Source organism: Ligilactobacillus saerimneri DSM 16049, assembly GCF_000423265.1.
Classification (GTDB): domain Bacteria; phylum Bacillota; class Bacilli; order Lactobacillales; family Lactobacillaceae; genus Ligilactobacillus; species Ligilactobacillus saerimneri.
The window spans coordinates 18,148-43,405 of sequence record NZ_AUHQ01000018.1 but is presented as its reverse complement, the minus strand read 5'-3'; the positions used below and the strand labels follow the sequence as shown (position 1 = coordinate 43,405).

Below are 25,258 nucleotides of genomic sequence, written 5' to 3'. Positions count from 1 at the left end.
ACCCTTTAACCGGTGAATTTCATTAAAGATAGTAGTCTTACTAAAGCCCAGGTAATCAGCGATATATCGAAGAGATCGCTTTTCATGACGAAGCGTTTCGATGACAATTCGGTCTTCAAATGATAAGATAGTGGTGCCCATAAAGGTCCTTCTTTCTAATGGAATGTTGTAACGACACCATTAAAGACCTTTATGGGTTTTTCTGTCCACTAAAATGTTCAACTTAAATTTTACAATCTGCCAAATTAAAACCGAAGCTGGTGAGAAAATATTATTTTCTCCCAGCTTCTTTTGCTATCGTTACTACTTGCCACCTAACAGGTTTATTTGAGCAAAATTATAATTTTAGGATAGAGAGGTTTCCGTTAATCATATTTTTACTTTGGGGAGGCAAGAATTATACAGTTAAGGGGCTTTTGGCTATTAAATAGCTCAGAAAAAGCGGTTTAATGATGATATACTAAATGATAAGAAGAAATGAAGGGGAGGACTGGAGTGGCTTATTATATTTATTGTTTTCTAGCGCTAGGATTGGCCGTTGTCAATGTGCTATATTCCTATCGGATCAGGGAAGAAAGAAAATTATTTCGGGTTGCCGTTAATAAAGATTTTTATGAAGGACGACATTTTATCAAGCACATGTTCCTATTAGGCTTAGGGGCGTCAGCTATTACCACTCTACTAGGCGTGGTATTACCGAAGCACCTGGTGTTTCTGTGGGTAGGGGCTAGTCTCCTACCACTATTAAGCGCGGGGGTTGTCAGTCTAGGGAGCTGGGCGTTACTTGGCGCTGGAATTGTGTATTATGTTGGCAGTTGGCTAGGGAGGAGTTCCTTTTTTGCTGACACGCATATTCATGGTACTTGGGAAGCAGGCTTCTTCTTATTGGTCGTTGTATATTATGGGAGTAAGCTTTTATTAACCCATAACGTTCGTGCAGAGTGGTTTAGCCCGCGGATCAAAGCAGGGAAGCGGGGGCGGCGGGTTGCTTATTATCATTGGCGTGAATTTACGATTCTACCCGTAGTGATTTTTTTACCCCAAGGACACATGCAACCATTGTTTAGTTGGTGGCCCGTCCTGAATTTTCAGGGTAATCATTACACCTTGCTAGTTCTTCCGTTGGTTGTGACAGCCGTTTTGAATGTTAGCAAACGCCTCCCACATGAATCAATTACTACCTACCAGCAGGAACTGCGGTGGCTGCTAGGACTAGCTGTAATTATGCTAGGCATCACCTGGTTTTTCCCACAAGCATTCCCTTATTTAGGAAGCTTACTTTTAGTTATAGAGCTAGTATGGGGAATTAAACGGCGACGGTTAGAGCGCCAAGCGCCTAATTGGTATGTGGAAACCAATCAAGGTGTGAGAGTTATCGCTGTGCAACCTGAAACACCAGCTGCTAAAATGAACTTGCAACCAGGGGATATTATCTTAGAATGCAATAATATTCCTGTGGGAAGTGAGGAAGAGTTATATTCTGCCTTGCAAAAAAATCCTGTGTATTGTCATCTCAAGGTCGAAACTTATACTGGGGATCTTAAGATTAAGGAAAGTGCGATTTACACTGACTCACCACATGAGATCGGTTTGATATTATTTCATTAGGGGGAAACAGCTATGATTTTTACCAATCAACTAGGCTTCTTTCAGCGGGTACTAGTTAATGGGATTGCGTTCATTGCACTCGCTGGTTTAATGCCCAACCAGTTGTTCTATGTTTCGGGGATCTTAGTAGCCTTTGTGGCAGCGATCGTTTTAGGTTTGCTCAATGCTTTGGTTAAACCAATACTAATTTTATTATCTTTACCGATTACTGTTCTTAGTATGGGCTTGTTTTATTTTGTGATTAACGCTTTGATGCTACAGATGACTTCGGCTTTCATGGGAAGTTCATTTCACTTTGCTAGCTTTGGGGTGACATTTTTGGTAGCTTTGATCCTAAGTGCGGTAAATGTCATCATTAGTACTTATTTACAGCGTCATTAAGGAGGTTGTTTTATGGCTGGAAAAGTCAGTGTGGCCAGTCTAGTTCAGGCCTGCAAGTTGAATGTTTATATTGGGGAAAAATATACTAAGGAACGGTATATCACAGTCAGTGATATTTCCCGTCCTGGGTTAGAATTGACGGGGTATTTTGATTACTATCCTGAAGACCGGATCCAATTATTTGGGATGACAGAAGTATCCTATGCCCAAAAAATGGAGCCGACGACAAAAAAGAAATACATGGAAATGCTCTGTGGGGAAGAAACACCGTGTTTTATTGTTTCGCGTGATTTGACGGTACCTATGGAGCTAGAAGAAGCGGCTAATGCCCACCAAATTCCTATTTTAAGAACAAAATTGGCGACGACTCGGATTCTGTCCAAGATGACTAACTATCTTGAAGGGGAACTTGCGCCACGGCAGTCTATTCACGGCGTGCTGATGGATATCTATGGTCTCGGGGTGTTGATTACAGGGGACTCAGGAATCGGTAAGTCTGAAACGGCCTTAGACCTAATTAAACGGGGCCACCGTCTGATTGCTGACGACCGGGTAGAGGTTTACCAACAAGATGAACAAACTATTATTGGGGAATCACCGAAAATTTTACGCCACTTACTAGAAATTAGGGGTGTCGGAATTATTGATGTGATGAACCTTTATGGGGCTGGAGCGGTCAAATCGGAAACAGAAATTCAGTTGATTGTTCACTTGGAAAACTGGGCTAAGGGCAAGCAATTTGACCGCTTAGGAACAGGTGAGGTCCAAGCACGGATCTTCGATGTGGATATTCCTAAAATCAATATTCCGGTAATGATTGGGCGAAACATCGCGATTATTATTGAAGCGGCCGCAATGAACTACCGGGCCAAGACGATGGGGTATGATGCAACGAAGAAGTTCCAGAGTAATCTAGCGGAATTGATCCACGAAAATTCTGTTCAAGAAAAGAAATAATGAGAGGGATGGAAGCCGTGTTAGCCAAGATTGATCCAATCGCATTTGAACTAGGACCCATCCCAGTTCACTGGTATGGAATCATTATTGCTTCTGCCATGGTTTTGGCTGTTTTTCTAGCAGTTAATGAAGGGCAAAAGCGTGGAATCAAAGAAGATACAATTTATGATTTGCTCTTATGGGGATTACCGCTGGCGTTGATTTGTGCTCGTTTGTATTATGTCATTTTCCAATGGCAGTATTACCGAGTGTATCCAAGTGAAATTTATCGTATCTGGGACGGTGGAATTGCTATTTACGGGGGCTTGATTGGAGCCTTCATTGTAGTGCTAGTTTTATGTAAACGTCAGGAGATTTCGGCGTGGTTAATGCTGGACGTTGTAGCCCCAACAGTTATCTTAGCGCAAGGAATTGGACGCTGGGGCAACTTTGTTAATCAAGAAGCCCATGGTAGAGCGACAAGTCGTTTCTTTCTACAAAGGTTGCATCTGCCAGAGTGGATTATCAATCAGATGCGGATCAATGGTGTATACTACCAGCCTACTTTTTTATATGAATCAGTCTGGGATATTTTGGGCTTTATCCTCCTTGTTAGCTTGCGGCACCGACTACACTTATTCAAGCAGGGAGAAATTTTCTTGGCTTATCTTATCTGGTATGCACTCGGACGCTTCTTCATTGAAGGAATGCGGACGGATAGTTTGATGCTGGGGGCCTTGCGAGTATCACAATGGCTCTCCTTACTGCTCTTTATTGGAGCAATAATAGTTGGAGTTTGGCGGCGACGCAATGATCCTGCTTTAGCGTGGTATCTGGATGCTAAGGATTGATTTTTTCTAAATAAGAGCATATAATTTAATCACTAACAAAAAGTAAGTTATAATCAAATTGAATTCAAGCGTGAAAGAGAGTGAAACGCATGGCAAACAAAAAATATGACGTGATTGTAATTGGGGCAGGTCCTGGTGGGATGACTGCAGCTTTGTACGCTTCACGCGCTAACTTATCAGTATTAATGCTTGATCGCGGTGTTTACGGTGGTCAAATGAATAATACTGCGGAAGTTGAAAACTATCCGGGCTTCAAGTCAATCTTAGGTCCAGATTTGGCCAAAGAAATGTATGATAGTTCAACACAATTTGGCGCAGAATATGCGTACGGGACGGTTACCGGAGTAACTGTCCAAGCGTACGGGACTAAGTTGGTTACAACAGAAGATGATACTTTTGAAACCAAGGCACTAATTATTGCTACTGGATCAGAGCACCGCAAATTAGGTGTTCCTGGCGAAGAAGAATATGGTGGCCGGGGTGTTTCGTACTGCGCGGTCTGCGACGGAGCTTTCTTTAGAAATAAAGATGTTGCAGTAGTCGGCGGTGGCGATTCAGCAATTGAAGAAGGGACTTATTTAGCACAAATCGTTGATAGTGTTAACGTTTTCCACCGGCGTGATCAACTGCGGGCACAAAAGATCTTGCAAGATCGTGCCTTTGCAAATGAAAAGATGCACTTTACATGGGATACGGTCGTAACTGAAATCGTTGGTGATGGGCAAAAAGTTACTGGAGTTAAGACCCACAATAAAAAGACAGGTGAAGATCGTGAAGTGCCAGTGGCAGCTGTCTTTATTTATGTTGGGATTTTACCAATCACTGAACCATTCAAGGATTTGGGGATCACTGACGAAGAAGGCTGGATTGTTACTGACGACCAGATGAAGACCAAGATTCCAGGGATCTTCGCTGTGGGGGATGTCCGCAAGAAGAACTTGCGTCAAATCACAACTGCTGTTGGTGATGGTGGTATTGCCGGACAACAAGCATTCAATTATATTGAAGAAACTAAATAACCAAGATGAATGACCAGCTGGGGAGAATTGTTTCTGCCTAGCTGGTTATTTTTTTGTGGAAATTTTATCGAGAAATAACTTGGAAAAATTAAATGAAATTTGACGTAAGAAGTTAGATTTAGGTGGTAGATACCCGGCATATAGTAAAATAGGTGCTAAATGAGGAAGAATATGATCAATACAGCGCATATTTATATATATGTCGGTTCTAAAAGGTAAAAAGAGATACTAGTACGCAAATTAGATAATAAAAAATGATTTTAAATGAGAAACAACAGAGAAATAAGAAAACGCTACAAAAAATATAGTATAATGATCGTGTCTTAATTGAATTGATGTGAGGAGCGATTTTTTTGAGCTGGAAAGATACATATCAAAAATGGAACGAATTTCAAGGTCTTGATCAGACTTTGCGGGCTGAACTAGATAGTTTAGCTGGCAACGATAAAGAACTAGAGGATGCCTTTTATATGCCGATGGAGTTTGGAACTGCAGGAATGCGGGGCGTCTTAGGCGTTGGCATCAACCGGATGAATATTTACACTGTGCGGCAAGCTACTGAGGGATTGGCACGGTTTATGGATCAATTAGATGCTGTTACCCGGCAACGGGGGGTAGCGATTAGTTATGATTCGCGTCATGGTTCACGAGAATTTGCCTATGATTCAGCTCGGGTCTTGGGTGCGCACGGGATCCCGACTTATATTTTTGAAAGTTTGCGGCCTACACCCGAATTGTCATTTACTATTCGGCACCTGAATACCTACGCAGGGATCATGGTTACGGCTAGTCATAACCCTAAGCAGTACAATGGCTATAAGATTTATGGGGAAGATGGGGCACAGATGCCACCGAAGGAATCTGATCTGATTACCAAATATATCCGGAGTGTCGATGATCTCTTTATGATTAAATTGGCTGATCAGGAAGAATTACTGACCAATAATCTGATGACGATCATTGGCGATGAAGTCGACCGGGCTTATCTGGACCATGTTAAGACGGTTACGATTGATCATGATTTAGTTGCCCAAGAAGGGAAACAAATGAAGCTAATCTTCACGCCACTACATGGGACTGGGGCTAAGATTGGATCACAAGCTCTCCGGGAAGCAGGCTTTGAAGAATTTACTATGGTTCCAGAACAAGCACAACCAGATGGAGATTTTAGCACAGTAGCTAAACCTAATCCTGAAGATCCAGCTGCCTTTGATATGGCAATTGCTTTAGGCAAAAAGGAAGGGGCGGACCTGCTGATTGCGATTGACCCTGACGCCGACCGGTTGGGGGCTGCTGTTCGGCAACCTAACGGTGATTACCAATTATTAACTGGAAACCAAATCGCCGCCTTGCTGCTGGATTATATTTTGGCAGCTAAGCAACGGCAGAATACCCTGCCAGCTAACGCGGCAGTGGTGAAGTCGATCGTTTCTAGTGAATTTGCCACGGCGATTGCAGACCACTATGGCGCCAAGATGATCAATGTATTAACTGGCTTTAAATTTATTGCTGAACAAATTAAAGAATACGAACAAACCCAAAACCATACCTTTGAATTTGGCTTTGAAGAAAGTTTTGGCTATTTAATCAAACCATTTGTGCGGGATAAGGATGCCATTCAATCCACTGTGATGTTGGCTGAAGTAGCAGCTTACTATAAGCACCAAGGCATGAACCTATATGATGGCTTACAAGCCTTGTTCAGTAAGTATGGATATTTTGCTGAAAAGACAATCTCTCATGTTTTAGCTGGGGTTGAAGGGCCAGCTAAGATTGCTGCCATTATGGCTGACTTCCGGGCCAATGCGCCAGCAGCATTTGCTGGGGTAGCAGTGGCAGCTGTCGAAGATTTTGCTAGCGGCGAAAAGAAGTATGCCGATGGGCATGTTGAAATGATGACCTTGCCAAAAGCTAACGTCTTGAAGTATCTGTTGGCTGACGGCAGCTGGATTGCTGTTCGGCCTTCAGGAACTGAACCAAAGATCAAGTTCTATATTGGTGCCCAAGATAATACAGCGGCCGGTGTCCACGCCAAACGTCAATCCTTTGAAAAAGCAATTACGGAATTTTTGAATAAATAGGTTTGCTCATAAGTATGGGTTGACTTAAAAAGCAGGGGCTCTATTTAATCCCCTGTTTTTTTGTGATCAAAATGGATAAGGAACAATTAGAAGACAAAATTAATTAGAAAGTATGTTCGCTGTGGTAGAATTACCTTATGAATTATTTGTTACGGGAGTGAACATGATGATTACTAAGCGCGCTAACCGACCGTTTAAACTAGTGTCTAAGTATCAGCCGACTGGTGATCAACCCCAAGCGATTGCAACGCTCAGTCAGGGGATTTTAGCCGGAGAAAAAGCCCAAATTTTGTTGGGAGCCACTGGGACAGGGAAAACCTTTACAATTTCGAATGTAATTCAAAAAGTGAATAAGCCTACTTTAGTTTTGGCCCATAATAAGACTTTGGCTGGACAATTATATAGCGAATTTAAAGAATTTTTCCCTGATAATGCCGTCGAGTATTTTGTTAGTTACTACGATTATTATCAACCGGAAGCATACGTTCCTTCGAGTGATACCTACATTGAAAAAGATGCAAGTATTAATGACGAAATTGACCAACTGCGGCATTCAGCGACCAGCTCTTTGCTTGAGCGTAATGATGTGATCGTTGTAGCCTCGGTATCTTCCATTTTTGGTTTGGGGGATCCACGTGAGTATGCAGAGCACGCTCTTTCTTTACGCACTGGGCAGGAAATACCACGCGATCAGGTCTTGCGGGAATTGGTTGATATGCAGTTTGATCGCAACGACATCGATTTCCAGCGGGGACGGTTTAGAGTACGGGGAGACGTTGTCGAACTGTATCCTGCTTCGCATGATGAGCGAGCTTTGCGGATTGAATTTTTTGGTGATGAAATTGATCGGATCCGGGAAATCGATCCTTTGACGGGAGAAGTCTTTGGCGATCGGGACCATATTGTGATTTTCCCAGCGACACACTTTGTTACGAACGATGCAACTTTGGAGACGGCAATCACAGGGATTGAGGCGGAACTAAAGGAACGGGTAGCGGAACTGACTGCGCAGGGGAAATTATTGGAAGCCCAACGTTTGCAGCAACGGACAACTTACGACATTGAGATGCTACGCGAAGTCGGTTACTGCAATGGAATTGAGAATTATTCTCGTTTCATGGAAGGGCGTAAGGCCGGTGAACCGCCATATACTTTGCTAGATTTCTTCCCAGATGATTTCTTGATTGTAGTTGATGAATCACATGTGACGATGCCCCAGGTTCGGGGAATGTATAACGGTGATAAGGCTCGAAAACAGATGCTGATTGACTATGGGTTCAGACTTCCAAGTGCACTGGACAACCGGCCATTGACTTTGAGTGAATTTGAACGCCGGGTGCACCAAATCGTCTATATGTCAGCTACTCCTGGTCCGTATGAGCAGGAACAAACAGACCATGTGGTTGAGCAAATTATCCGACCAACAGGACTATTGGATCCAACGATTGAAGTCCGACCAGTGATGGGGCAAATGGAAGACTTGGTGGGAGAAATTAATCAAAGAGTAGCAAAAGACGAGCGGGTTTTTGTCACAACTTTGACTAAGAAAATGGCAGAAGATTTAACTAACTATTTCAAAGAACTAGGGATTAAGGTTAAGTACTTACACTCAGATATCAAGACTTTAGAGCGGACGGAGATCATCCGCGACTTACGGTTAGGAAAATTTGATGTTTTAGTTGGGATCAACCTCTTGCGGGAAGGAATCGATGTACCAGAAGTATCATTGATTGCTATTCTTGATGCTGATAAAGAAGGTTTCTTGCGGAATGAACGTTCGTTGATTCAAACGATTGGCCGGGCTGCGCGGAATGCTCATGGGCATGTCATTATGTATGCTGATACTGTCACGGCTTCAATGCAAGCGGCAATTGATGAAACGAAAAGACGGCGGACACTACAAGAGCAATATAATCAGGAACACGGATTGGTACCACAGACAATCAAAAAACCAATTCGGGCAGCTATTTCACCGGTTACTAAGAGTGAAGCTGAGCGGGATGAACAAGCTAACTTGGCCGATATTAAATTCAATACGCTCAGCAAGGATGAGCAGCACCAGATTATTGCTAACTTGCAAAAGCAAATGAAAGAAGCAGCTAAAAAGCTGGACTTTGAAGAAGCGGCAGCATTACGGGACACAATTTTAGAATTACAATCTGAAGCTAAAAAATAACTTTAAGGGGGAAATGGTGTGGTACAGAATAAGATTAGTATTCGGGGAGCACGTGAGCATAATTTGCAAAACGTTGACCTCGATATTCCCAAGAACAAGCTCGTAGTTATGACGGGTCTTTCCGGTTCGGGGAAGAGTTCGCTAGCATTTGATACGCTGTATGCCGAAGGACAACGGCGGTATGTTGAGAGTTTATCTTCATATGCACGACAATTTTTAGGCCAGATGGATAAACCGGATGTCGATTCTATTGATGGTCTGTCACCGGCAATTTCGATTGATCAAAAGACAACTTCTAAGAATCCCCGTTCGACTGTGGGGACAGTAACGGAGATTAATGATTATTTCCGTTTGTTATGGGCTCGGGTCGGAACTCCGATCTGTCCCAACGATGGGCATGTAATTGAAAGCCAATCACCTGAACAGATGGTTGACCGGGTATTACAACTGCCAGAGCGGACGCGGATGCAAATTATGGCTCCGGTTGTCCGCGCTAAGAAAGGCCAACATAAAAACTTACTGGCTAAGATTAAGCGGGAAGGCTTTGTTCGGTTAATTATTGATGGTGAACCCCATGAGATTGAAGAAGACATTGAACTAGACAAAAATAAGAAGCATGATATTGCAGTGGTTGTTGACCGGATCATCCTCAAAGAGGGAGTTCGGTCCCGGTTGTTTGATTCATTTGAAGCAGCCCTGAAACTAGCCGGAGGTTATGTAGCTGTTGATATTATCGGGGGCGAAACCCTGCAGTTTTCAGAATATTTTGCTTGCCCTTACTGTGGCTTTACGATCGGGGAATTGGAACCGCGGCTGTTCTCGTTCAATGCTCCGTTTGGAGCTTGTCCCGACTGTGATGGATTAGGAGAAAAGCTGGAGGTAGACTTTGACTTAGTCGTGCCTGACCCAAGCAAAACCCTGAATGAGGGTGCATTAGCACCGTGGAGTTCAACTTCTTCAAAGTATTATCCAACGATGCTTCAGCAAGCATGTGCTGAGTTTGAAATTGATATGGACACACCGTTCAATGAACTTCCCCAGGCGCAACGAGACCTAATCCTTTATGGGAGCGGGGACAAGACCTTCCATTTCCATGTGTTGTCAGATTTTGGTGGGATTAAAGATGTTGATATGGCATTTGAAGGAATTATGAATCTCATCGACCGCCGCTACCGCAATTCTGCTAGTGACTTCACTACTAATAACATGCGGCAGTATATGACGAGCTTGACTTGTCAAACTTGTCAAGGTTACCGCTTAAATCCAAAAGCGTTAGCTGTCAAGATTGCGGGAAAGCATATCGGGGAAGTATCCGACTTAGCAATTGGTGCTAGTTTGAACTTCTTTAAACACTTGGAATTCAGCGACCAGAAACAAGAAATTGCTCGACCAATTCTCAAAGAAATAATCGACCGCTTGACTTTCTTAGAAAATGTGGGCTTAGATTACTTAACGTTGAGTCGTTCCGCCCGGACTCTTTCTGGGGGTGAAGCCCAACGGATTCGGTTAGCAACCCAGATTGGATCGAACCTTTCCGGGGTAATGTATATTCTCGATGAACCATCGATTGGTTTGCACCAACGCGACAATGATCGGTTGATTGCATCCCTCAAGAAGATGCGTGATCTCGGTAATACCTTGATTGTGGTTGAACATGACGAAGATACAATGCGGGCAGCGGATTATATTGTTGACATGGGTCCAGGAGCTGGTGAATTAGGGGGTAAAGTTATGGCTGCCGGGACCCCCAAACAGGTAGCCCGGTCCCGGCGTTCTTTAACCGGGCAGTACTTAGCAGGCAAAAAGTATATTCCGATCCCGGCACACCGACGTGAAGGTAATGGTAAAGTAATCCGTGTGTTAGGAGCTGCTGCCAATAATTTGCAGCAGATTGATGTTACTTTTCCATTAGGAAAATTCATTGCGGTAACGGGAGTATCTGGTTCGGGTAAATCAACCCTGGTTAACCTAATTTTGAAGCGGGCCCTAGCTCAAAAATTGAACGGTAACTCAGCCAAGCCTGGAAAGTATCAGCGCCTAGAAGGGATTGAAAATATCGACAAAATCATTGATATTGACCAAAGTCCAATTGGGCGGACTCCGCGTAGTAATCCGGCAACCTATACCGGGGTTTTTGATGATATTCGTGGTTTATTTGCCCAGACTAACCAGGCCAAAATGCGGGGTTATACTAAGGGACGTTTCTCCTTTAATGTTAAAGGTGGTCGGTGTGAAGCCTGCAAGGGTGATGGTATCATCAAAATTGAAATGAACTTCTTGCCGGATGTCTATGTCCCATGTGAAGTATGTCACGGGACACGGTATAATTCGGAAACTTTGGAAGTAGAATATAAAGGGAAAACAATCGCTGATGTGTTGAACATGACAGTGAGTGAAGCGTTGAAATTCTTTGCAGCAATTCCTAAAATTCGGCGGAAACTCCAAACGATTGCTGATGTTGGACTAGGGTATGTTCATTTAGGTCAATCAGCAACAACCCTTTCTGGGGGGGAAGCTCAACGGATGAAGTTAGCATCAGAATTGCATAAGCAATCAAATGGCAAAACCTTTTATATTTTGGATGAACCGACTACCGGCCTTCACGCTGATGATATTAAACGGTTGTTAACCGTGTTAGAACGGCTAGTGGATAAAGGCAATACAGTCTTAGTAATTGAGCACAACCTGGATGTAATTAAGACCGCTGATTACTTGATTGATCTTGGCCCGAACGGGGGTGAAGGTGGCGGGCAAATCGTCGCCCTAGGGACACCGGAAGAAGTTGCTCAAGAACCAGCAAGTTATACCGGCCAGTACCTGCAGCGGGTCTTAGCTACGGGTCATTACGAAGAAAGATAGCTATTGGCACTATGAAGGGAGGTTGAACACAGAACTAGTTTCTGGGCAGCCTCTTTTTGCTTACGCAAGTTATTCCAGAATGATCCAGAGAAAATTAAAAGTGGTCAACGTGAGTGATTACACCAATGACTGCAACTCACTTTTTTAAAGGGAATGTGGTATACTTCAATGATGATATAACAGGGGAGGTAGCAGGGAGTTGCTACCGCTTGCGGAGATAACATTTAAAGGACGGTAAGGTGAGAAAATGACAGCAAATTATCGGAGTGTCTTTGATATTATTGGCCCAACAATGATCGGACCTTCCAGTTCCCATACTGCGGGGGCGGTCAAGATCGGGCGGGCAGCCCGCAAGATATTTGTGGGCCAATTTCACACCGTTCAGGTTGACTACTATGAATCATTTGCAGCAACGCATAAAGGGCACGGGACCGACTATGCAATCGTTGCTGGAGTTTTAGGTTTTAAAGAAGACGATCCGCGGGTTCCTGATGCAGTTACAATTGCACGGGACCGGGGGATTAAGATTGTTTTCATTGAGCATACCATTCCTAGCCCGATTGGACACCCCAATACGGCGATTGTGACGCTTGAAGGGCACCACGAAAAAATCAAGCTGGCAGGTTGTTCAATTGGGGGTGGAACGATAGAAGTTCGGCAAATAGAACTTTTAGGACAAAGAATTAAACTTCGCGGGCCATTACCAACTTTAGTTTGTATGGGACCACGTAAGAATTTGTTATTAGCTGAAGAAAAATTAAAGAATGAACATATCAATGTTCTTCATAAGCGACTTTCGAAGTTTAAATATGAGTTTATTCAGGAATTGAATACAGATAAGTTAACTCCGCCGCAAACACTAAATAAGTTGGCACAGATGTGTTCACGGATAATCGAATTATAGAGAGGTAATGGCGATGTATCAGACGGTAGCAGATTTAATTGCAGCTGCAGAACGACAGCACCATCCCTTATGGCGCTTAGTGCTTGACCAAGAAATGGAATATAGTAAGCAACCAGAAGCGGCAATTATGGAACGGATGCGGGGACAACTGCGGGTAATGGAAGAAGCGGCCCGTAAAGGAGCTGCAGGGGTTCAGTCACCAACTGGATTAAGTGGTGGTGACGCCGCAAAGATCAAACGTTACCGCGAAAATGGTGGCGGATTAGCGGGAGATACCATGCTTTGGGCGATTCAAAATGCGATCGCAACTAATGAGGTTAATGCTGCTATGGGAGTGATTTGTGCCACGCCAACAGCGGGATCGTCCGGAACAATCCCCGGTACTTTGTTTTCCTTAGATCAACGTTTCCACTATACGGATGATGAAAAAGTTCACTTTTTGCTAACTGCGGGAGGCTTTGGGATGATTACCGCTAATAATGCAATGATCGCCGGAGCGACTGGAGGTTGTCAGGCTGAAGTAGGCAGTGCATCGGCGATGGCAGCTGCAGCTGCAGTTGAAATCAATGGTGGGACACCGCGGCAATCAGCAGAGGCTTTTGCGATGGCAATGAGTAACCTTTTAGGTTTGGTTTGTGACCCAGTAGCAGGTTTGGTTGAATTACCATGTGTCAAACGCAATGTTGCTGGTGCAGTTAATGCTTTAGCGGCGGCGGACATGGCTCTGGCAGGGATCTCAAACCGAATCCCAGCCGATGAAGTAATTGATGCAATGCGCCGTATTGGCAAACAGATGCCGGCTTCGTTGCGGGAAACCGGGCGAGGCGGAATTGCGACTACGCCGACAGCCTTGAAAATGAAGATGCGAATTTTTGGCGAAGATGTCACTAATGAAGATGATGGCGTCGTAAAATAAGATGAAACGCCCGGTATGATATAATAAAAAGAGTCAATTTGAGGAAGTGGTATGATGGGGGAACAAATTCAATTAGTTATTATTACGGGAATGAGCGGTGCTGGTAAGACCGTTGCAATGCAGAGCTTCGAAGATTTAGGCTATTTTTGCGTTGATAATATGCCACCAGCACTGTTACCTAAGTTTTGGGAATTAGTACAAGAATCAGGCAAGATCACTAAGATTGCCCTGGTAATTGATTTACGGTCCCGGGCTTTTTATGATGAAATAATTGAAATGTTACGCAATATCAGTGATGATGGACAGATTGAACCGCGGATCCTTTTCTTAGACTCATCTGATGCTGAATTGGTATCCCGGTATAAGGAAACACGTCGTGCTCATCCGTTAGCAATGGAGGGGCGGATCCTAGATGGAGTTCATTTGGAACGGAAGTTATTGGCTGACATAAGGGGACAAGCGCAGATCATCATTGATACAAGCGACCTATCGCCGCGTCAGCTACGAGAAGAAATTTTCCATAACTTTGAAACGCAGAATAGTTCGCCTTTCCATGTAGTGGTGATGTCATTTGGATTCAAGTATGGGATTCCAATTGATGCTGATATTGTGATGGATGTCCGCTTCCTCCCTAATCCATTTTACATTCCTGAGCTTCGTCCTAAGACAGGGTTAGACCAGGATGTGTATGATTATGTAATGGCATCTGAGCGAACAGAGGAATTTTACCAACGCTTTATTGGACTGTTGCAGTATGTATTGCCAGGTTATGTTGCCGAAGGCAAGTCCAGTGTCACCATTGCAATTGGGTGTACTGGTGGTCAGCACCGGTCCGTTGCTTTGACCGAACGGGTGGGGCATGCATTAGCTGATGATTATCAAGTACGGATTGCCCACCGGGATGTGGAGAAGCATAAGCAGGAAAAGGCAGGAAAGACGAATGAAAAGTAATTGTCAAAGAAGGAAACGGCCGCGGATTGTGGTGATCGGTGGCGGGACAGGTCTCCCGGTGCTGCTTAAGAGTCTTCGTAAGCGGGATGCAGACATTTCAGCGGTGGTTACAGTTGCCGATGACGGTGGATCTTCGGGGGTTATTCGCGATTATATCAACGTAGTCCCACCTGGCGATATTCGTAATTGTTTAGTGGCGCTGTCCAACCTTCCAGAATTTGAAAAAAAGATTTTTCAATACCGGTTTAAATCTGAAGATAAGTTCTTCTCGGGGCATGCGATTGGCAATTTAATCATTGCTGCTATCTCTGAGATGGAGGATGAAGGGATATTTACAGCTGTCCAACTTCTTTCTGAGATGATGAAGGTGGATGGACATGTTTATCCAGCCGCTGAAGAAGCACTAACCTTAAATGCAGAATTTACTGATGGGACCACAGTGGCTGGGGAAGCTGAGATCACCCACGCTGACAAGATGATTAAGCGCGTGTGGGTGACAGCTAATGATGGAAGTGAGCCCCAGGCAATGCCTGAAGTGATCCAGGCCATTGAGGAAGCAGACCAGATAGTCTTGGGACCGGGAAGTTTATTTACGAGTATTTTGCCAAACTTGATGATTAAGAATGTCGGACAAGCAGTGTGTCAGACTGAAGCAGAAGTGGTTTATATCTGCAACATTATGACCCAACTAGGGGAAACAGAGCACTTTACTGATGCCGACCATGTTCGGGTTCTCAATAGTCACTTGGGGCAAAACTTTATTGACACAGTTTTGGTTAATACTGAACCAGTTCCTCAAGATTACATGGATCGCCAAAAATATGACGAATACCTGTACCAGGTTAAATATGATTTCAAGGGGTTGCGGGCCCAAGGTTGTCGGGTGATTTCGGATAACTTTTTACAGCTGCGCGATAAGGGTGTTTTTCATAACGGTGATCAAGTTGTTGATGAGTTGATGCGCCTTACGGGCCGGCCGTTGTCATGGCGCAGTGATAATTTTAATTAAAATAAGGGGGTGTTAGCCGGATGTCTTATGCCAGTGACGTAAAGAAGGAACTGACACGTTTAGAAGTTCATATGGACAATGCTAAGGCGGAACTGATGGCTTTAATCCGAATGAATGGTTCGGTCAGCATTGTGCAACATCATTTTGTGCTCAATGTCCAAACGGAGAACCCGGCGATTGCCCGGCGTATTTATCAACTGCTCAAGCAGTTTTACGATGTCGAAAGTGAGTTGCTGGTCCGGCGGAAGATGAAGCTTAAAAAGAATAACCTGTATATTGTACGTTTAAAGTCAGGCAGTGACTATGTACTTAATGATTTGGATATTCTTGCCGGTTTTCAAGTGAAAAAGACCGTACCAGTTGACTTACTGAAAAATGATGCGATGGTTCGATCGTACCTGCGGGGGGCATTTTTGGCTGCCGGATCGGTAAATAATCCCGAAACCAGCCGTTACCACCTGGAAATCTATTCGTTGTATGAAGAACATAATCAGATGATTTGTGAAATGATCAACCGCTACCACCTAAACGCCCGGGTTACTGAACGCCGAAGTGGGTATATTACCTACCTCAAAGAAGCCGAAAAGATTGCTGATTTCTTGCAACTCATTGGAGCGACTAACTCGATGCTACGCTTTGAAGATATTCGAATTGTCCGCGATATGCGTAATTCAGTAAATCGGATTGTGAATTGCGAGACAGCTAATATGAATAAAGTAGCTGACGCAGCTAATAAGCAACTAGCTAATATACGGTATATCGAGCAAACGGTGGGGTTGGAACACTTACCACCAAAATTGCAAGCAGTTGCTGTTGCGCGGATTGCCAACCCAGAAGTCAGCCTTAAAGAATTAGGAGAATTAATTTCTGGGGGACCTATTTCCAAGTCGGGGGTTAACCACCGCTTACGGAAGCTCAATGAATATGCGGAAAAGCTACGTTCAGGTGCTGGAGTATAAAAAAATTAACAACATGTAAAAATTTTACTTGTCAAACGATGATTCGTGGGGTATAGTATTACTTGCATGTTGATATTGCGTCCTTAGTGTAATGGATCGCACGCGAGATTCCGGTTCTCGAAATCGGGGTTCGACTCCCCGGGGACGCACTACTTGTTGAGGCCACATGGTAATTACCATGTGGTTTTTGTTTTATCTACTCGAGCAAACAGTTGAGCATAATTGCATATGGATTTAATCAGAACATATAATTTGACCATTACTGACCAAAAGAGTAAACTAGCAGTATATTCAAAGGAGTGCTAAACTCAACTTATACACAAATAGGTTATCAGGGAGGTTTACGGAATGAACTTAGTTCCTACAGTTATTGAACAATCTTCTCGTGGCGAACGAGCTTATGATATTTATTCACGGTTGTTGAAGGACCGGATCATTATGGTATCTGGTGAAATCAATGATGATATGGCCAACGCTATCATCGCCCAGTTACTTTTCTTGGATGCACAAGATTCTGAAAAAGATATTTACATGTATATCAACTCACCAGGTGGATCAGTTTCTGCTGGTTTGGCGATTTATGACACTATGAACTTTGTTAAAGCGGATGTGCAAACCATTGTAATGGGGATGGCTGCTTCAATGGCATCTGTATTAGCAACCGCTGGGACCAAGGGTAAGCGGTTTGCTTTACCACACTCTGAAATCATGATCCACCAACCTCTAGGTGGGGCTCAAGGGCAATCAACTGAAATTCAGATTGCGGCTCAACATATCCTCAAGACGCGGGAATTAATCAATCAAATTTTGGCTGAACACACAGGACAAACAGTTGATAAGATCAATGAAGATACTGATCGGGACAACTTTATGACTGCTCAACAAGCCTTAGAATATGGTTTGATTGACCAAGTGATGGTTAACAAGAGTAAATAACGAACATTAAATTGAAATAAGTATTCTAATTCGGGATTTAATCCCATTGAAGCCGTGATGTGATGCGCATTACGGCTTTTTCTGTCTGTGTGGAAAAATCGCTTACTTTTCTTGCAAAATTAAAATTCACCTGATATAATTCAAAGTGTAATCGAGGTATGGGGATGATTCTGTGAGTCATGTTTATACTTTGTTTTTTTGGAATCACTGGGTCGTTTGACGGCACTGATGGTCAAAAAACGTCCCATAAGAAAGAGGAACTTGCTATGAACCAGGATTTAAAATGGGTCAAAGCCATCGCTCCTGATATGGTCGATGTCATTGAACAACGCTTTAATGTCCTGCGCAATATTGATTGGTCAGCTCCTATTGGCCGGCGGACGCTCGCTCAGAGCTTAGACATTAGTGAGCGTGTGTTGCGAACTGAAACCGACTTTTTGAGAAAACAAGACTTGATTACATCAACAAGGTCTGGAATGGTTTTGACTGCTAAAGGAAAAGAAACTGTTCGGGGTTTGGCCCCATTGATTGAACAACTATCAGGGATGCAGCAGTTAGAGCGGCAGTTGTGCCGCAAACTTGGTTTACGCCAATGTTATGTTGTGCCTGGAGATAGTGATCTCCAGTTCCAAGTAGTTGACGCAATGGGCAAAGTATTAAATAATAAACTTAAAGACCTTTTGCCCGTGGGAACGAATGTTATTGCAGTAATGGGTGGATCAACAATGGCTGAGGTTGCTAAACAACTAACAGCTGATCTTTCTGTTGACCGTCAGTTAACTTTTGTTCCTGCTCGTGGGGGTGTCGGTGAACGGATCGACATCCAGGCAAATAATATTAGTGCTCAGATGGCATTGCGGACCAATAGTTTACACCGCGCTTTGTATGTGCCAGAGCACGTGAGCGAGGATACGTATCGACCCTTACTTGCCGAGCCAAGCGTCCGACAAGTTGTCGATTTGATTCGCCACTCAAATGCAGCTATTCATAGCATTGGCGAAGCAGTGAAGATGGCTGAGCGGCGGGCTATGCCCCCTGAAGTGATCGCACAGTTGCAAGCCGAGCATGCAGTTGGTGAAGCTTTCGGTTATTTCTTTAACGAAGAGGGTGCAATTGTACATCGTATTCCTAGAATAGGGTTGCAGTTAGAGGACCTCGCTACAATGGATTGTGTAGTTGCGGTTGCCGGTGGTGCTTCTAAAGCCAAGGCAATTACCGCCTACGTTAAAATCGCTCCCCCCCAGACGTGTCTGATTACAGATGAGGGAGCTGCAAGGATGATTTTAAACTAGTAATGCTTACCACATTACTTTTTAAAATAAATTTTCATTTCCTAAAGGAGGAAATTTTAGTATGACTACTAAAGTTGGTATTAATGGTTTTGGCCGTATCGGTCGTTTAGCATTCCGTCGTATTTTTGCTACATCTAAAGATCTCGAAGTTGTTGCCATCAACGACTTGACTTCTCCAGCAATGTTAGCACACCTTTTGAAGTATGACACTGCTCATGGTCAATTTGAAGGTGAAGTTTCCGCAACTGAAAACGCACTTGTTGTTAACGGTAAGGAAATCCCTGTTTACGCTGAAGCAGATGCCCACAACATTCCTTGGGTAAAGAACGATGGTGTTGAATTAGTTCTTGAATCAACTGGTTTCTACACTTCTGCAGAAAAGGCACAAGCACACTTAGACGCTGGTGCAAAGCGTGTATTGATCTCTGCTCCTGCAGGTCAAATGAAGACTATCGTTTACGGTGTTAACGATGACACTATCACTGCAGACGACAAGATCGTTTCAGCTGCTTCATGTACTACAAACTGCCTTGCTCCTTTAGCAAACGCTGTTAACAAGGAATTCGGCATCCAAGCTGGTACTATGACTACTGTTCACGCATACACTGCAACTCAAAAGTTACAAGATGGTCCAGATCGTAAGAACAACTTCCGTAACGCACGTGCTGCTGCACAAAACACAATTCCTCACTCAACTGGTGCTGCTAAGGCTATCGGTTTGGTTATCCCAGAATTGAACGGCAAGTTAGATGGTCACGCACTTCGTGTTCCTACTATCACTGGTTCATTAACTGAATTAGTTGTAACTCTTGACAAGGATGTTACTGCTGAAGAAGTTAACGCAGCTGTTAAGAAGTACACTGAAAACAATGCATCATTCGGCTACAACGATGACGAAATCGTTTCATCCGATATCATTGGTACAACTTACGGTTCTGTCTTTGACCCAACTCAAACTCAAGTATTGGGTGAAGGCGCAAGCCAAGTTGTTAAGGTTGTTGCATGGTACGACAACGAATCTGGCTTTACTGCACAAATGATCCGTACATTAGAAAAGTTTGCAAGCATGATCAACTAATTTGATTTATTCAAATTACTAATGCTGTAAATGCTCGAGGCGGGAGGAGGTAATAACTCCTTTCGCCTTTTCTTTTAAAAAATCAATGGAGGTTTGCTATTCATGGCTAAACTTATTGTTTCTGACTTACACGATTTAGAAGGTAAAAAAGTTTTAATCCGTGTTGACTTCAACGTTCCAGTTAAGAACGGTGTGATTGGTGACGACAATCGGATGGTAGCTGCATTGCCAACTATCAACTACGTTATCGAACACGGTGGCAAGGCAATCTTGTTCTCTCACCTTGGCCGGATCAAGACTGAAGAAGACAAGAAGGAATTAACTCTCAAACCTGTTGCCCAACACTTGGCTGACTTGTTAAACAAGAAGGTTACCTTTGTACCAACTACTCGTGGTAAGCAATTAGAAGATGCTATTGCTGCTATGGAAAACGGTGATGTTCTCTTAGTTGAAAACACACGTTTCGAAGATCTTGATGGCAAGAAGGAATCTGGTAACGATCCAGAATTAGGCGCATACTGGGCATCCTTGGGTGATGTTTACGTTAACGACGCTTTCGGTACTGCACACCGTTCCCACGCTTCTAACGTAGGGATTGCTTCCAACATGGAAAAGGAAGGTAAGCAAGCAGCTGCTGGTTTCTTATTGGAAAAGGAAATCAAGTTCTTGGGTGAAGCTGTGGACAACCCTGTACACCCATTCGTTGCTATTCTTGGTGGGGCTAAGGTTTCTGACAAGATTGGTGTTATCGAAAACTTGATCAACAAAGCTGACAAGATCATTATCGGTGGTGGGATGACTTATACATTCTACGCTGCAAAGGGTATCAAGATCGGTAACTCCTTGGTTGAAGAAGATAAGATCGACTTAGCTAAGTCCTTATTAGAAAAGGCTGGCGACAAGTTAGTATTGCCAGTTGACAACGTTGTTGCTAACAAGTTTGACAATGATGCTGATAGCATGGTTGTTGAAGGTGATATTCCTGATGGCTACATGGCCCTTGATATTGGACCTAAGTCAGTTGCAGAATTCAAGGAAGTCTTGAAGGACGCTAAGACTGTTGTTTGGAACGGACCAATGGGTGTCTTCGAAATGCCTAACTTCGCTAAGGGTACTTTGGAAGTTGGTAAGTTCTTGGGTGAATTAACTGACGCAACTACAATCGTTGGTGGTGGTGATTCAACTGCCGCAGTTAAGGAATTGGGCGTTGCTGACAAGTTGACTCACATCTCCACTGGTGGTGGTGCTTCCTTGAACTACCTCGAAGGTAAGACTTTACCAGGGATTGCTGCTGTTTCTGAAAAATAAGCACACTGGTCATTAAAATCACTTAATTTGGGAAAGGATGTATTTAATTTGCGTACTCCAATTATTGCTGGTAACTGGAAGATGAACATGAACCCAACGCAAACTGCAGAATTTGTGCAAGCCGTTAAGGATCAATTACCAGAATCATCTGTTGTTGAAACTGTTATTGCTGCACCAGCTGTTGATTTGCCAGTATTGCTTGAAAATGCTCAAGGTTCACAATTACATGTTGCCGCTGAAAACTGCTACTTTGAAGATGAAGGTGCCTTCACTGGTGAAACTTCACCTAAGGTTTTACATGAAATGGGTGTTGACTACGTTATCATCGGCCACTCCGAACGGCGTGATTACTTCCATGAAACTGATGAAGACATCAACAAGAAAGCTCACGCAATTTTCAAGAACGAAATGACACCAATCATCTGCTGTGGTGAAAGTCTTGAAATTCGTGAAGCAGGTAAGGCTGAAGAATGGGTTAAGGGCCAAATCGAAGCTGCATTGAAGGGTCTTTCTGCTGACCAAGTTGCTAGCTTAGTAATTGCCTACGAACCAATCTGGGCAATCGGAACTGGTAAGACTGCTACTGCTGACCAAGCAGAAGAAATCTGTGCCGTAATCCGGGCAACTGTTGCTGACTTATACGATGAAGAAACAGCTGCTAATGTTCGTATTCAATACGGTGGCTCTGTCAAGCCAGCTAACGTTAAGGAATTAATGGCTAAGGAAAACATCGATGGTGGTTTAGTTGGTGGTGCTTCCTTACAACCAGAATCATTCTTACAATTAGCACATTTCAACGACTAATTCTTTAACGGATTTTCATTGAAACTAAGTAAAAAAACTTATAAAATGAGCTTGGGAAAAGTTTTCTCAAACAGATTTAAAACTCAAAGGAGAGAATTACATGTCTGCAATTACAGAAATTTATGCACGCGAAGTCTTAGATTCACGTGGTAACCCAACAGTTGAAGCTGAAGTTTACACCGAATTAGGTGGCTTTGGCCGTGGAATTGTGCCTTCTGGTGCTTCTACTGGTGAACACGAAGCTGTTGAATTACGTGACGGTGACAAGTCTCGTTACATGGGCAAGGGCGTTTTGAAGGCTGTTGCTAACGTTAACGATGTTATCGCTAAGGAAATCATCGGCATGGAAGTTACTGACCAAGTTGCAATCGACAAGGCTATGATTGCTTTGGACGGTACTCCAAACAAGGGTAAGTTAGGTGCAAACGCAATCCTGGCTGTATCAATCGCTGTTGCTCGCGCAGCTGCTGATGAATTACGTGTACCTCTGTACAACTACATTGGTGGTTTCAACGCTCACGTTTTACCAACTCCAATGATGAACGTTATCAACGGTGGTGCTCACTCTGATAACAAGGTTGACTTCCAAGAATTCATGATTATGCCTGTTGGTGCTAACTCCATCAAAGAAGCTGTTCGGATGGGTTCAGAAACTTTCCACAACTTACAAAAGTTGCTGGCTGCTGACGGCAAGGTAACTTCTGTTGGTGACGAAGGTGGTTTTGCTCCTGACTTTGCTAACAACGAAGAACCACTTGAATACTTGATCAACGCTATTGAAGCTGCTGGCTACAAGCCAGGTAAGGACATTGCCATCGCAGTTGACGTTGCTTCTTCCGAACTTTGGGACAACGACTCCAAGAAGTACAAGTTACGTTGGTCAACTGGTGAAGAATTCACTACTGAAGAATTCATCAAGTACCTTGAAGGTTTAGTTGCTAAGTACCCAATCATCTCCATCGAAGATCCTATCGATGAAAACAACTGGGATGACTGGACAACTATCACTTCTGAACTTGGTAAGAAGGTTCAATTAGTTGGTGACGACTTCTTCGTTACAAACACTGAATACTTACGTAAGGGTATCAAGATGGGTGCTGCCAACTCTATCTTAATCAAGGTTAACCAAATCGGTACTTTGACTGAAACTATGGAAGCTATCGAAATGGCTAAGGAAGCTGGCTACACTGCTATCGTTTCCCACCGTTCTGGTGAAACTGAAGATACTACAATCGCTGACTTGGTTGTTGCTACTAACGCCGGCCAAATCAAGACTGGTTCTATGAGCCGGACTGACCGTCTTGCTAAGTACAACCAATTAATGCGGATTGAAGATCAATTGACTGCTGATGTTGCAGAATACAAGGGTATCCACTCATTCTACAACTTGAGCGAACAAGCTCGTCAAGACATCATCAACAAGTAATCAATCTTATTTAAGATAGGTTATAATAAAACAAGAGGCTGCTTTTGCTGCCTCTTGTTTTTCTGTACATATTAATTTAGGGAGTAGTTTCACCATGAAAGCAAAAGCTTTTGTACCCAAAAGGACATTAAATACAACACGTTTTTTGTACATTATTAAAGGACTCTTGGTTGGATTGTTAGTAGGCTTGGTAGTGAGTCTCTTTCGGTTAGCGATTGAGCACCTCTTATTGGCGGTTAAATCTTTTTTTCAATTAACCCATAGCAATCCATGGCTATTATTATTGTGGTTACCAGTTGCTCTGGTAATTTGCCTGGTAAATGGTTATCTGATCAAGACCACCCCCCATATCAAGGGATCTGGGATTCCCCAAGTTGAAGGACAATTAGCGGGCGACCTAGAAATGCTGTGGTGGCCAGTTTTGTGGAAAAAATGGATTGGGGGCGTCCTTGGTATTGGCTCAGGCCTCTTTTTAGGACGGGAAGGTCCCTCAATTCAGTTGGGGGCTGCGATCGGCCAAGGGGTTGCTGAAACAATGAAAAAGCGGGGCTCAAGTCGTCGGGTACTGATCGCTGGGGGAGCAGCAGCCGGGTTGTCGGCAGCTTTTAATGCTCCGATTGCTTCGAGTCTGTTTATTGTTGAGGAAGTTTATCACAATTTCTCGCCATTGGTGTGGACAACTGCTTTAGCGGCTTCAGTTTCAGCTAACTATGTTTCTATGACAATTTTTGGCCTGAAATCAGTGCTTTTACTGGATCCTAGTTCGGCTTTTCCAGTCAAAGATTATTGGCAACTGATTCTTTTGGGGATTGTCTTGGGTCTGTTGGGCTTGGTTTACCAGTACCTAACCCTCAACGCTGGGAAATTTTATCGTCGCATTCCGGGAATTAACATGAATTATGTTTCATTTATTCCCTTGTTGTTACTAATTCCTATTGCGTATTGGTATCCTGTAACATTAGGTGGGGGAAATGCTTTGATCACAGGGCTGCGTGACCTGCCGGCGAGCGTCGTATTTTTGGCTGGAATCTTTGTTTTACGGTTACTTTTTTCAGTCATGTCCTATGGAACAGGACTACCAGGTGGGATTTTCTTGCCCATCTTGTCCTTAGGGGCAGTAATTGGTGCTTGTTTTGGACAAGGAATGGTTGCTTTGGGGCTAACTTCTTCTGCCCTGGTAGTTGACTTTATTATCTATGCCATGGCCGGGTACTTTGCTTGTATCGGGAAGGCTCCATTTACAGCTATCCTGTTGATTACTGAAATGGTTGGCTCACTCCAACACCTGATGCCATTGGCAGTGGTGTCGTTAATTGCGTACACAGTAGTTGATTTACTGCGGGGGGCACCGATTTATGAAGCCATGCTCAAGGTACTTTTGCGGTCGGATACAGAATATGTTCCGGGTGACTACCAAGATCGCTTAGAGATTCCTGTTTTTGCTGGGTCATACTTGCAGGATAAACAAGTTCGCGATATCCCATGGCCTAAAAACTGTCTTTTAATTTCAATTATGCGCGGTGAAAGTGAATCGCTGCCGCATGGGGATACTGTTATGCGGTGTGGTGATACTTTAGTCGTTTTGACCAAGCACCATGTTCGGGCAGAAGTAAAACGTCAAATTTCTGCTTTAGCTGAACGCAAAGAAGCAGAACCAATAGCTGGCAAGTAGCAATGAAAAATTAGTTAGTCACATTGGAAAAAGCAAGTTAATTATGCTAAAATCAGATAATGTATATTGAAGAGTAGAGTAAGGAGGGTGCT

Annotated in this window: 21 protein-coding genes and 1 tRNA gene; 21 read left to right on the top strand and 1 reads right to left on the bottom strand. The window is 43.6% G+C overall.

The window, feature by feature from the left end; all coding sequences use genetic code 11:
• On the bottom strand, nucleotides 1–141 hold a 141-nt coding region (locus G541_RS10195), incomplete at its 3' end, for a helix-turn-helix domain-containing protein (protein ID WP_155824514.1).
• Between the two features lie 354 nt (nucleotides 142–495).
• Between G541_RS10195 and G541_RS0105930 the strand changes: the two genes are divergently transcribed.
• The 21 genes from G541_RS0105930 (at nucleotide 496) to G541_RS0105830 (ending at nucleotide 25,166) form a co-directional block, all read left to right on the top strand.
• The gene (locus tag G541_RS0105930) at nucleotides 496–1,608 is read left to right on the top strand and encodes a PDZ domain-containing protein (protein ID WP_051174572.1); all 1,113 of its coding nucleotides are present in this window, start codon (nucleotides 496–498) and stop codon (nucleotides 1,606–1,608) included.
• A gap of 12 nt (nucleotides 1,609–1,620) precedes the next feature.
• On the top strand, nucleotides 1,621–1,989 hold the full coding sequence (locus G541_RS0105925; RefSeq protein WP_027826840.1) for a phage holin family protein: 369 nt from the start codon (nucleotides 1,621–1,623) through the stop codon (nucleotides 1,987–1,989).
• Between the two features lie 12 nt (nucleotides 1,990–2,001).
• On the top strand, nucleotides 2,002–2,946 hold the full coding sequence (gene hprK / locus G541_RS0105920; protein WP_009553152.1) for an HPr(Ser) kinase/phosphatase: 945 nt from the start codon (nucleotides 2,002–2,004) through the stop codon (nucleotides 2,944–2,946).
• A gap of 8 nt (nucleotides 2,947–2,954) precedes the next feature.
• Entirely contained in the window at nucleotides 2,955–3,776 is an 822-nt protein-coding gene (lgt, locus tag G541_RS0105915; protein ID WP_009553150.1) for a prolipoprotein diacylglyceryl transferase, read from the top strand.
• Between the two features lie 89 nt (nucleotides 3,777–3,865).
• On the top strand, nucleotides 3,866–4,795 hold the full coding sequence (gene trxB / locus G541_RS0105910; protein WP_027826839.1) for a thioredoxin-disulfide reductase: 930 nt from the start codon (nucleotides 3,866–3,868) through the stop codon (nucleotides 4,793–4,795).
• Nucleotides 4,796–5,148: 353 nt separating this feature from the next.
• The gene (locus tag G541_RS0105905) at nucleotides 5,149–6,876 is read left to right on the top strand and encodes a phospho-sugar mutase (RefSeq protein WP_027826838.1); all 1,728 of its coding nucleotides are present in this window, start codon (nucleotides 5,149–5,151) and stop codon (nucleotides 6,874–6,876) included.
• Nucleotides 6,877–7,042: 166 nt separating this feature from the next.
• On the top strand, nucleotides 7,043–9,052 hold the full coding sequence (gene uvrB / locus G541_RS0105900; protein WP_027826837.1) for an excinuclease ABC subunit UvrB: 2,010 nt from the start codon (nucleotides 7,043–7,045) through the stop codon (nucleotides 9,050–9,052).
• Between the two features lie 18 nt (nucleotides 9,053–9,070).
• The gene (uvrA, locus tag G541_RS0105895; protein WP_027826836.1) at nucleotides 9,071–11,911 is read left to right on the top strand and encodes an excinuclease ABC subunit UvrA; all 2,841 of its coding nucleotides are present in this window, start codon (nucleotides 9,071–9,073) and stop codon (nucleotides 11,909–11,911) included.
• Nucleotides 11,912–12,158: 247 nt separating this feature from the next.
• Nucleotides 12,159–12,815, top strand: coding sequence for a serine dehydratase beta chain (locus G541_RS0105890; protein WP_027826835.1), 657 nt, complete (start codon nucleotides 12,159–12,161; stop codon nucleotides 12,813–12,815).
• 13 nt (nucleotides 12,816–12,828) lie between these two features.
• Nucleotides 12,829–13,731 carry an L-serine ammonia-lyase, iron-sulfur-dependent, subunit alpha gene (gene sdaAA / locus G541_RS0105885; protein WP_027826834.1) on the top strand — a complete coding sequence of 301 codons (903 nt, stop codon included), beginning with the start codon at nucleotides 12,829–12,831 and terminating at the stop codon, nucleotides 13,729–13,731.
• A 54-nt stretch (nucleotides 13,732–13,785) separates the two neighbouring features.
• Complete coding sequence (gene rapZ, locus G541_RS0105880) at nucleotides 13,786–14,682, top strand: RNase adapter RapZ (RefSeq protein ID WP_009553136.1); 897 nt, start codon at nucleotides 13,786–13,788, stop codon at nucleotides 14,680–14,682.
• Nucleotides 14,672–15,691, top strand: a complete 1,020-nt coding sequence (locus tag G541_RS0105875) for a gluconeogenesis factor YvcK family protein (RefSeq protein ID WP_027826833.1) — start codon at nucleotides 14,672–14,674, stop codon at nucleotides 15,689–15,691. Before rapZ ends, G541_RS0105875 begins: the two co-directional genes overlap by 11 nt.
• Before the next feature lie 20 nt (nucleotides 15,692–15,711).
• A complete protein-coding gene (gene whiA, locus G541_RS0105870) occupies nucleotides 15,712–16,650 on the top strand; it encodes a DNA-binding protein WhiA (RefSeq protein WP_009553133.1) in 939 nt (312 codons plus the stop codon).
• Nucleotides 16,651–16,727: 77 nt separating this feature from the next.
• Nucleotides 16,728–16,799 (top strand) — tRNA-Arg (locus tag G541_RS0105865).
• 199 nt (nucleotides 16,800–16,998) lie between these two features.
• On the top strand, nucleotides 16,999–17,586 hold the full coding sequence (gene clpP / locus G541_RS0105860; protein WP_009553130.1) for an ATP-dependent Clp endopeptidase proteolytic subunit ClpP: 588 nt from the start codon (nucleotides 16,999–17,001) through the stop codon (nucleotides 17,584–17,586).
• 266 nt (nucleotides 17,587–17,852) lie between these two features.
• Nucleotides 17,853–18,878, top strand: a complete 1,026-nt coding sequence (locus tag G541_RS0105855; RefSeq protein WP_009553128.1) for a sugar-binding transcriptional regulator — start codon at nucleotides 17,853–17,855, stop codon at nucleotides 18,876–18,878.
• A 61-nt stretch (nucleotides 18,879–18,939) separates the two neighbouring features.
• Nucleotides 18,940–19,956, top strand: a complete 1,017-nt coding sequence (gene gap / locus G541_RS0105850) for a type I glyceraldehyde-3-phosphate dehydrogenase (protein WP_009553126.1) — start codon at nucleotides 18,940–18,942, stop codon at nucleotides 19,954–19,956.
• A 102-nt stretch (nucleotides 19,957–20,058) separates the two neighbouring features.
• The gene (locus G541_RS0105845) at nucleotides 20,059–21,264 is read left to right on the top strand and encodes a phosphoglycerate kinase (RefSeq protein WP_009553124.1); all 1,206 of its coding nucleotides are present in this window, start codon (nucleotides 20,059–20,061) and stop codon (nucleotides 21,262–21,264) included.
• 48 nt (nucleotides 21,265–21,312) lie between these two features.
• Nucleotides 21,313–22,068 (top strand): triose-phosphate isomerase, encoded by a 756-nt coding sequence (gene tpiA, locus G541_RS0105840; protein ID WP_027826832.1) that lies wholly within the window; start codon nucleotides 21,313–21,315, stop codon nucleotides 22,066–22,068.
• Nucleotides 22,069–22,168: 100 nt separating this feature from the next.
• On the top strand, nucleotides 22,169–23,494 hold the full coding sequence (gene eno, locus G541_RS0105835; protein ID WP_009553119.1) for a phosphopyruvate hydratase: 1,326 nt from the start codon (nucleotides 22,169–22,171) through the stop codon (nucleotides 23,492–23,494).
• Between the two features lie 94 nt (nucleotides 23,495–23,588).
• Nucleotides 23,589–25,166, top strand: coding sequence for a ClC family H(+)/Cl(-) exchange transporter (locus tag G541_RS0105830; RefSeq protein ID WP_027826831.1), 1,578 nt, complete (start codon nucleotides 23,589–23,591; stop codon nucleotides 25,164–25,166).
• The last annotated feature ends 92 nt before the right edge of the window (nucleotides 25,167–25,258 follow it).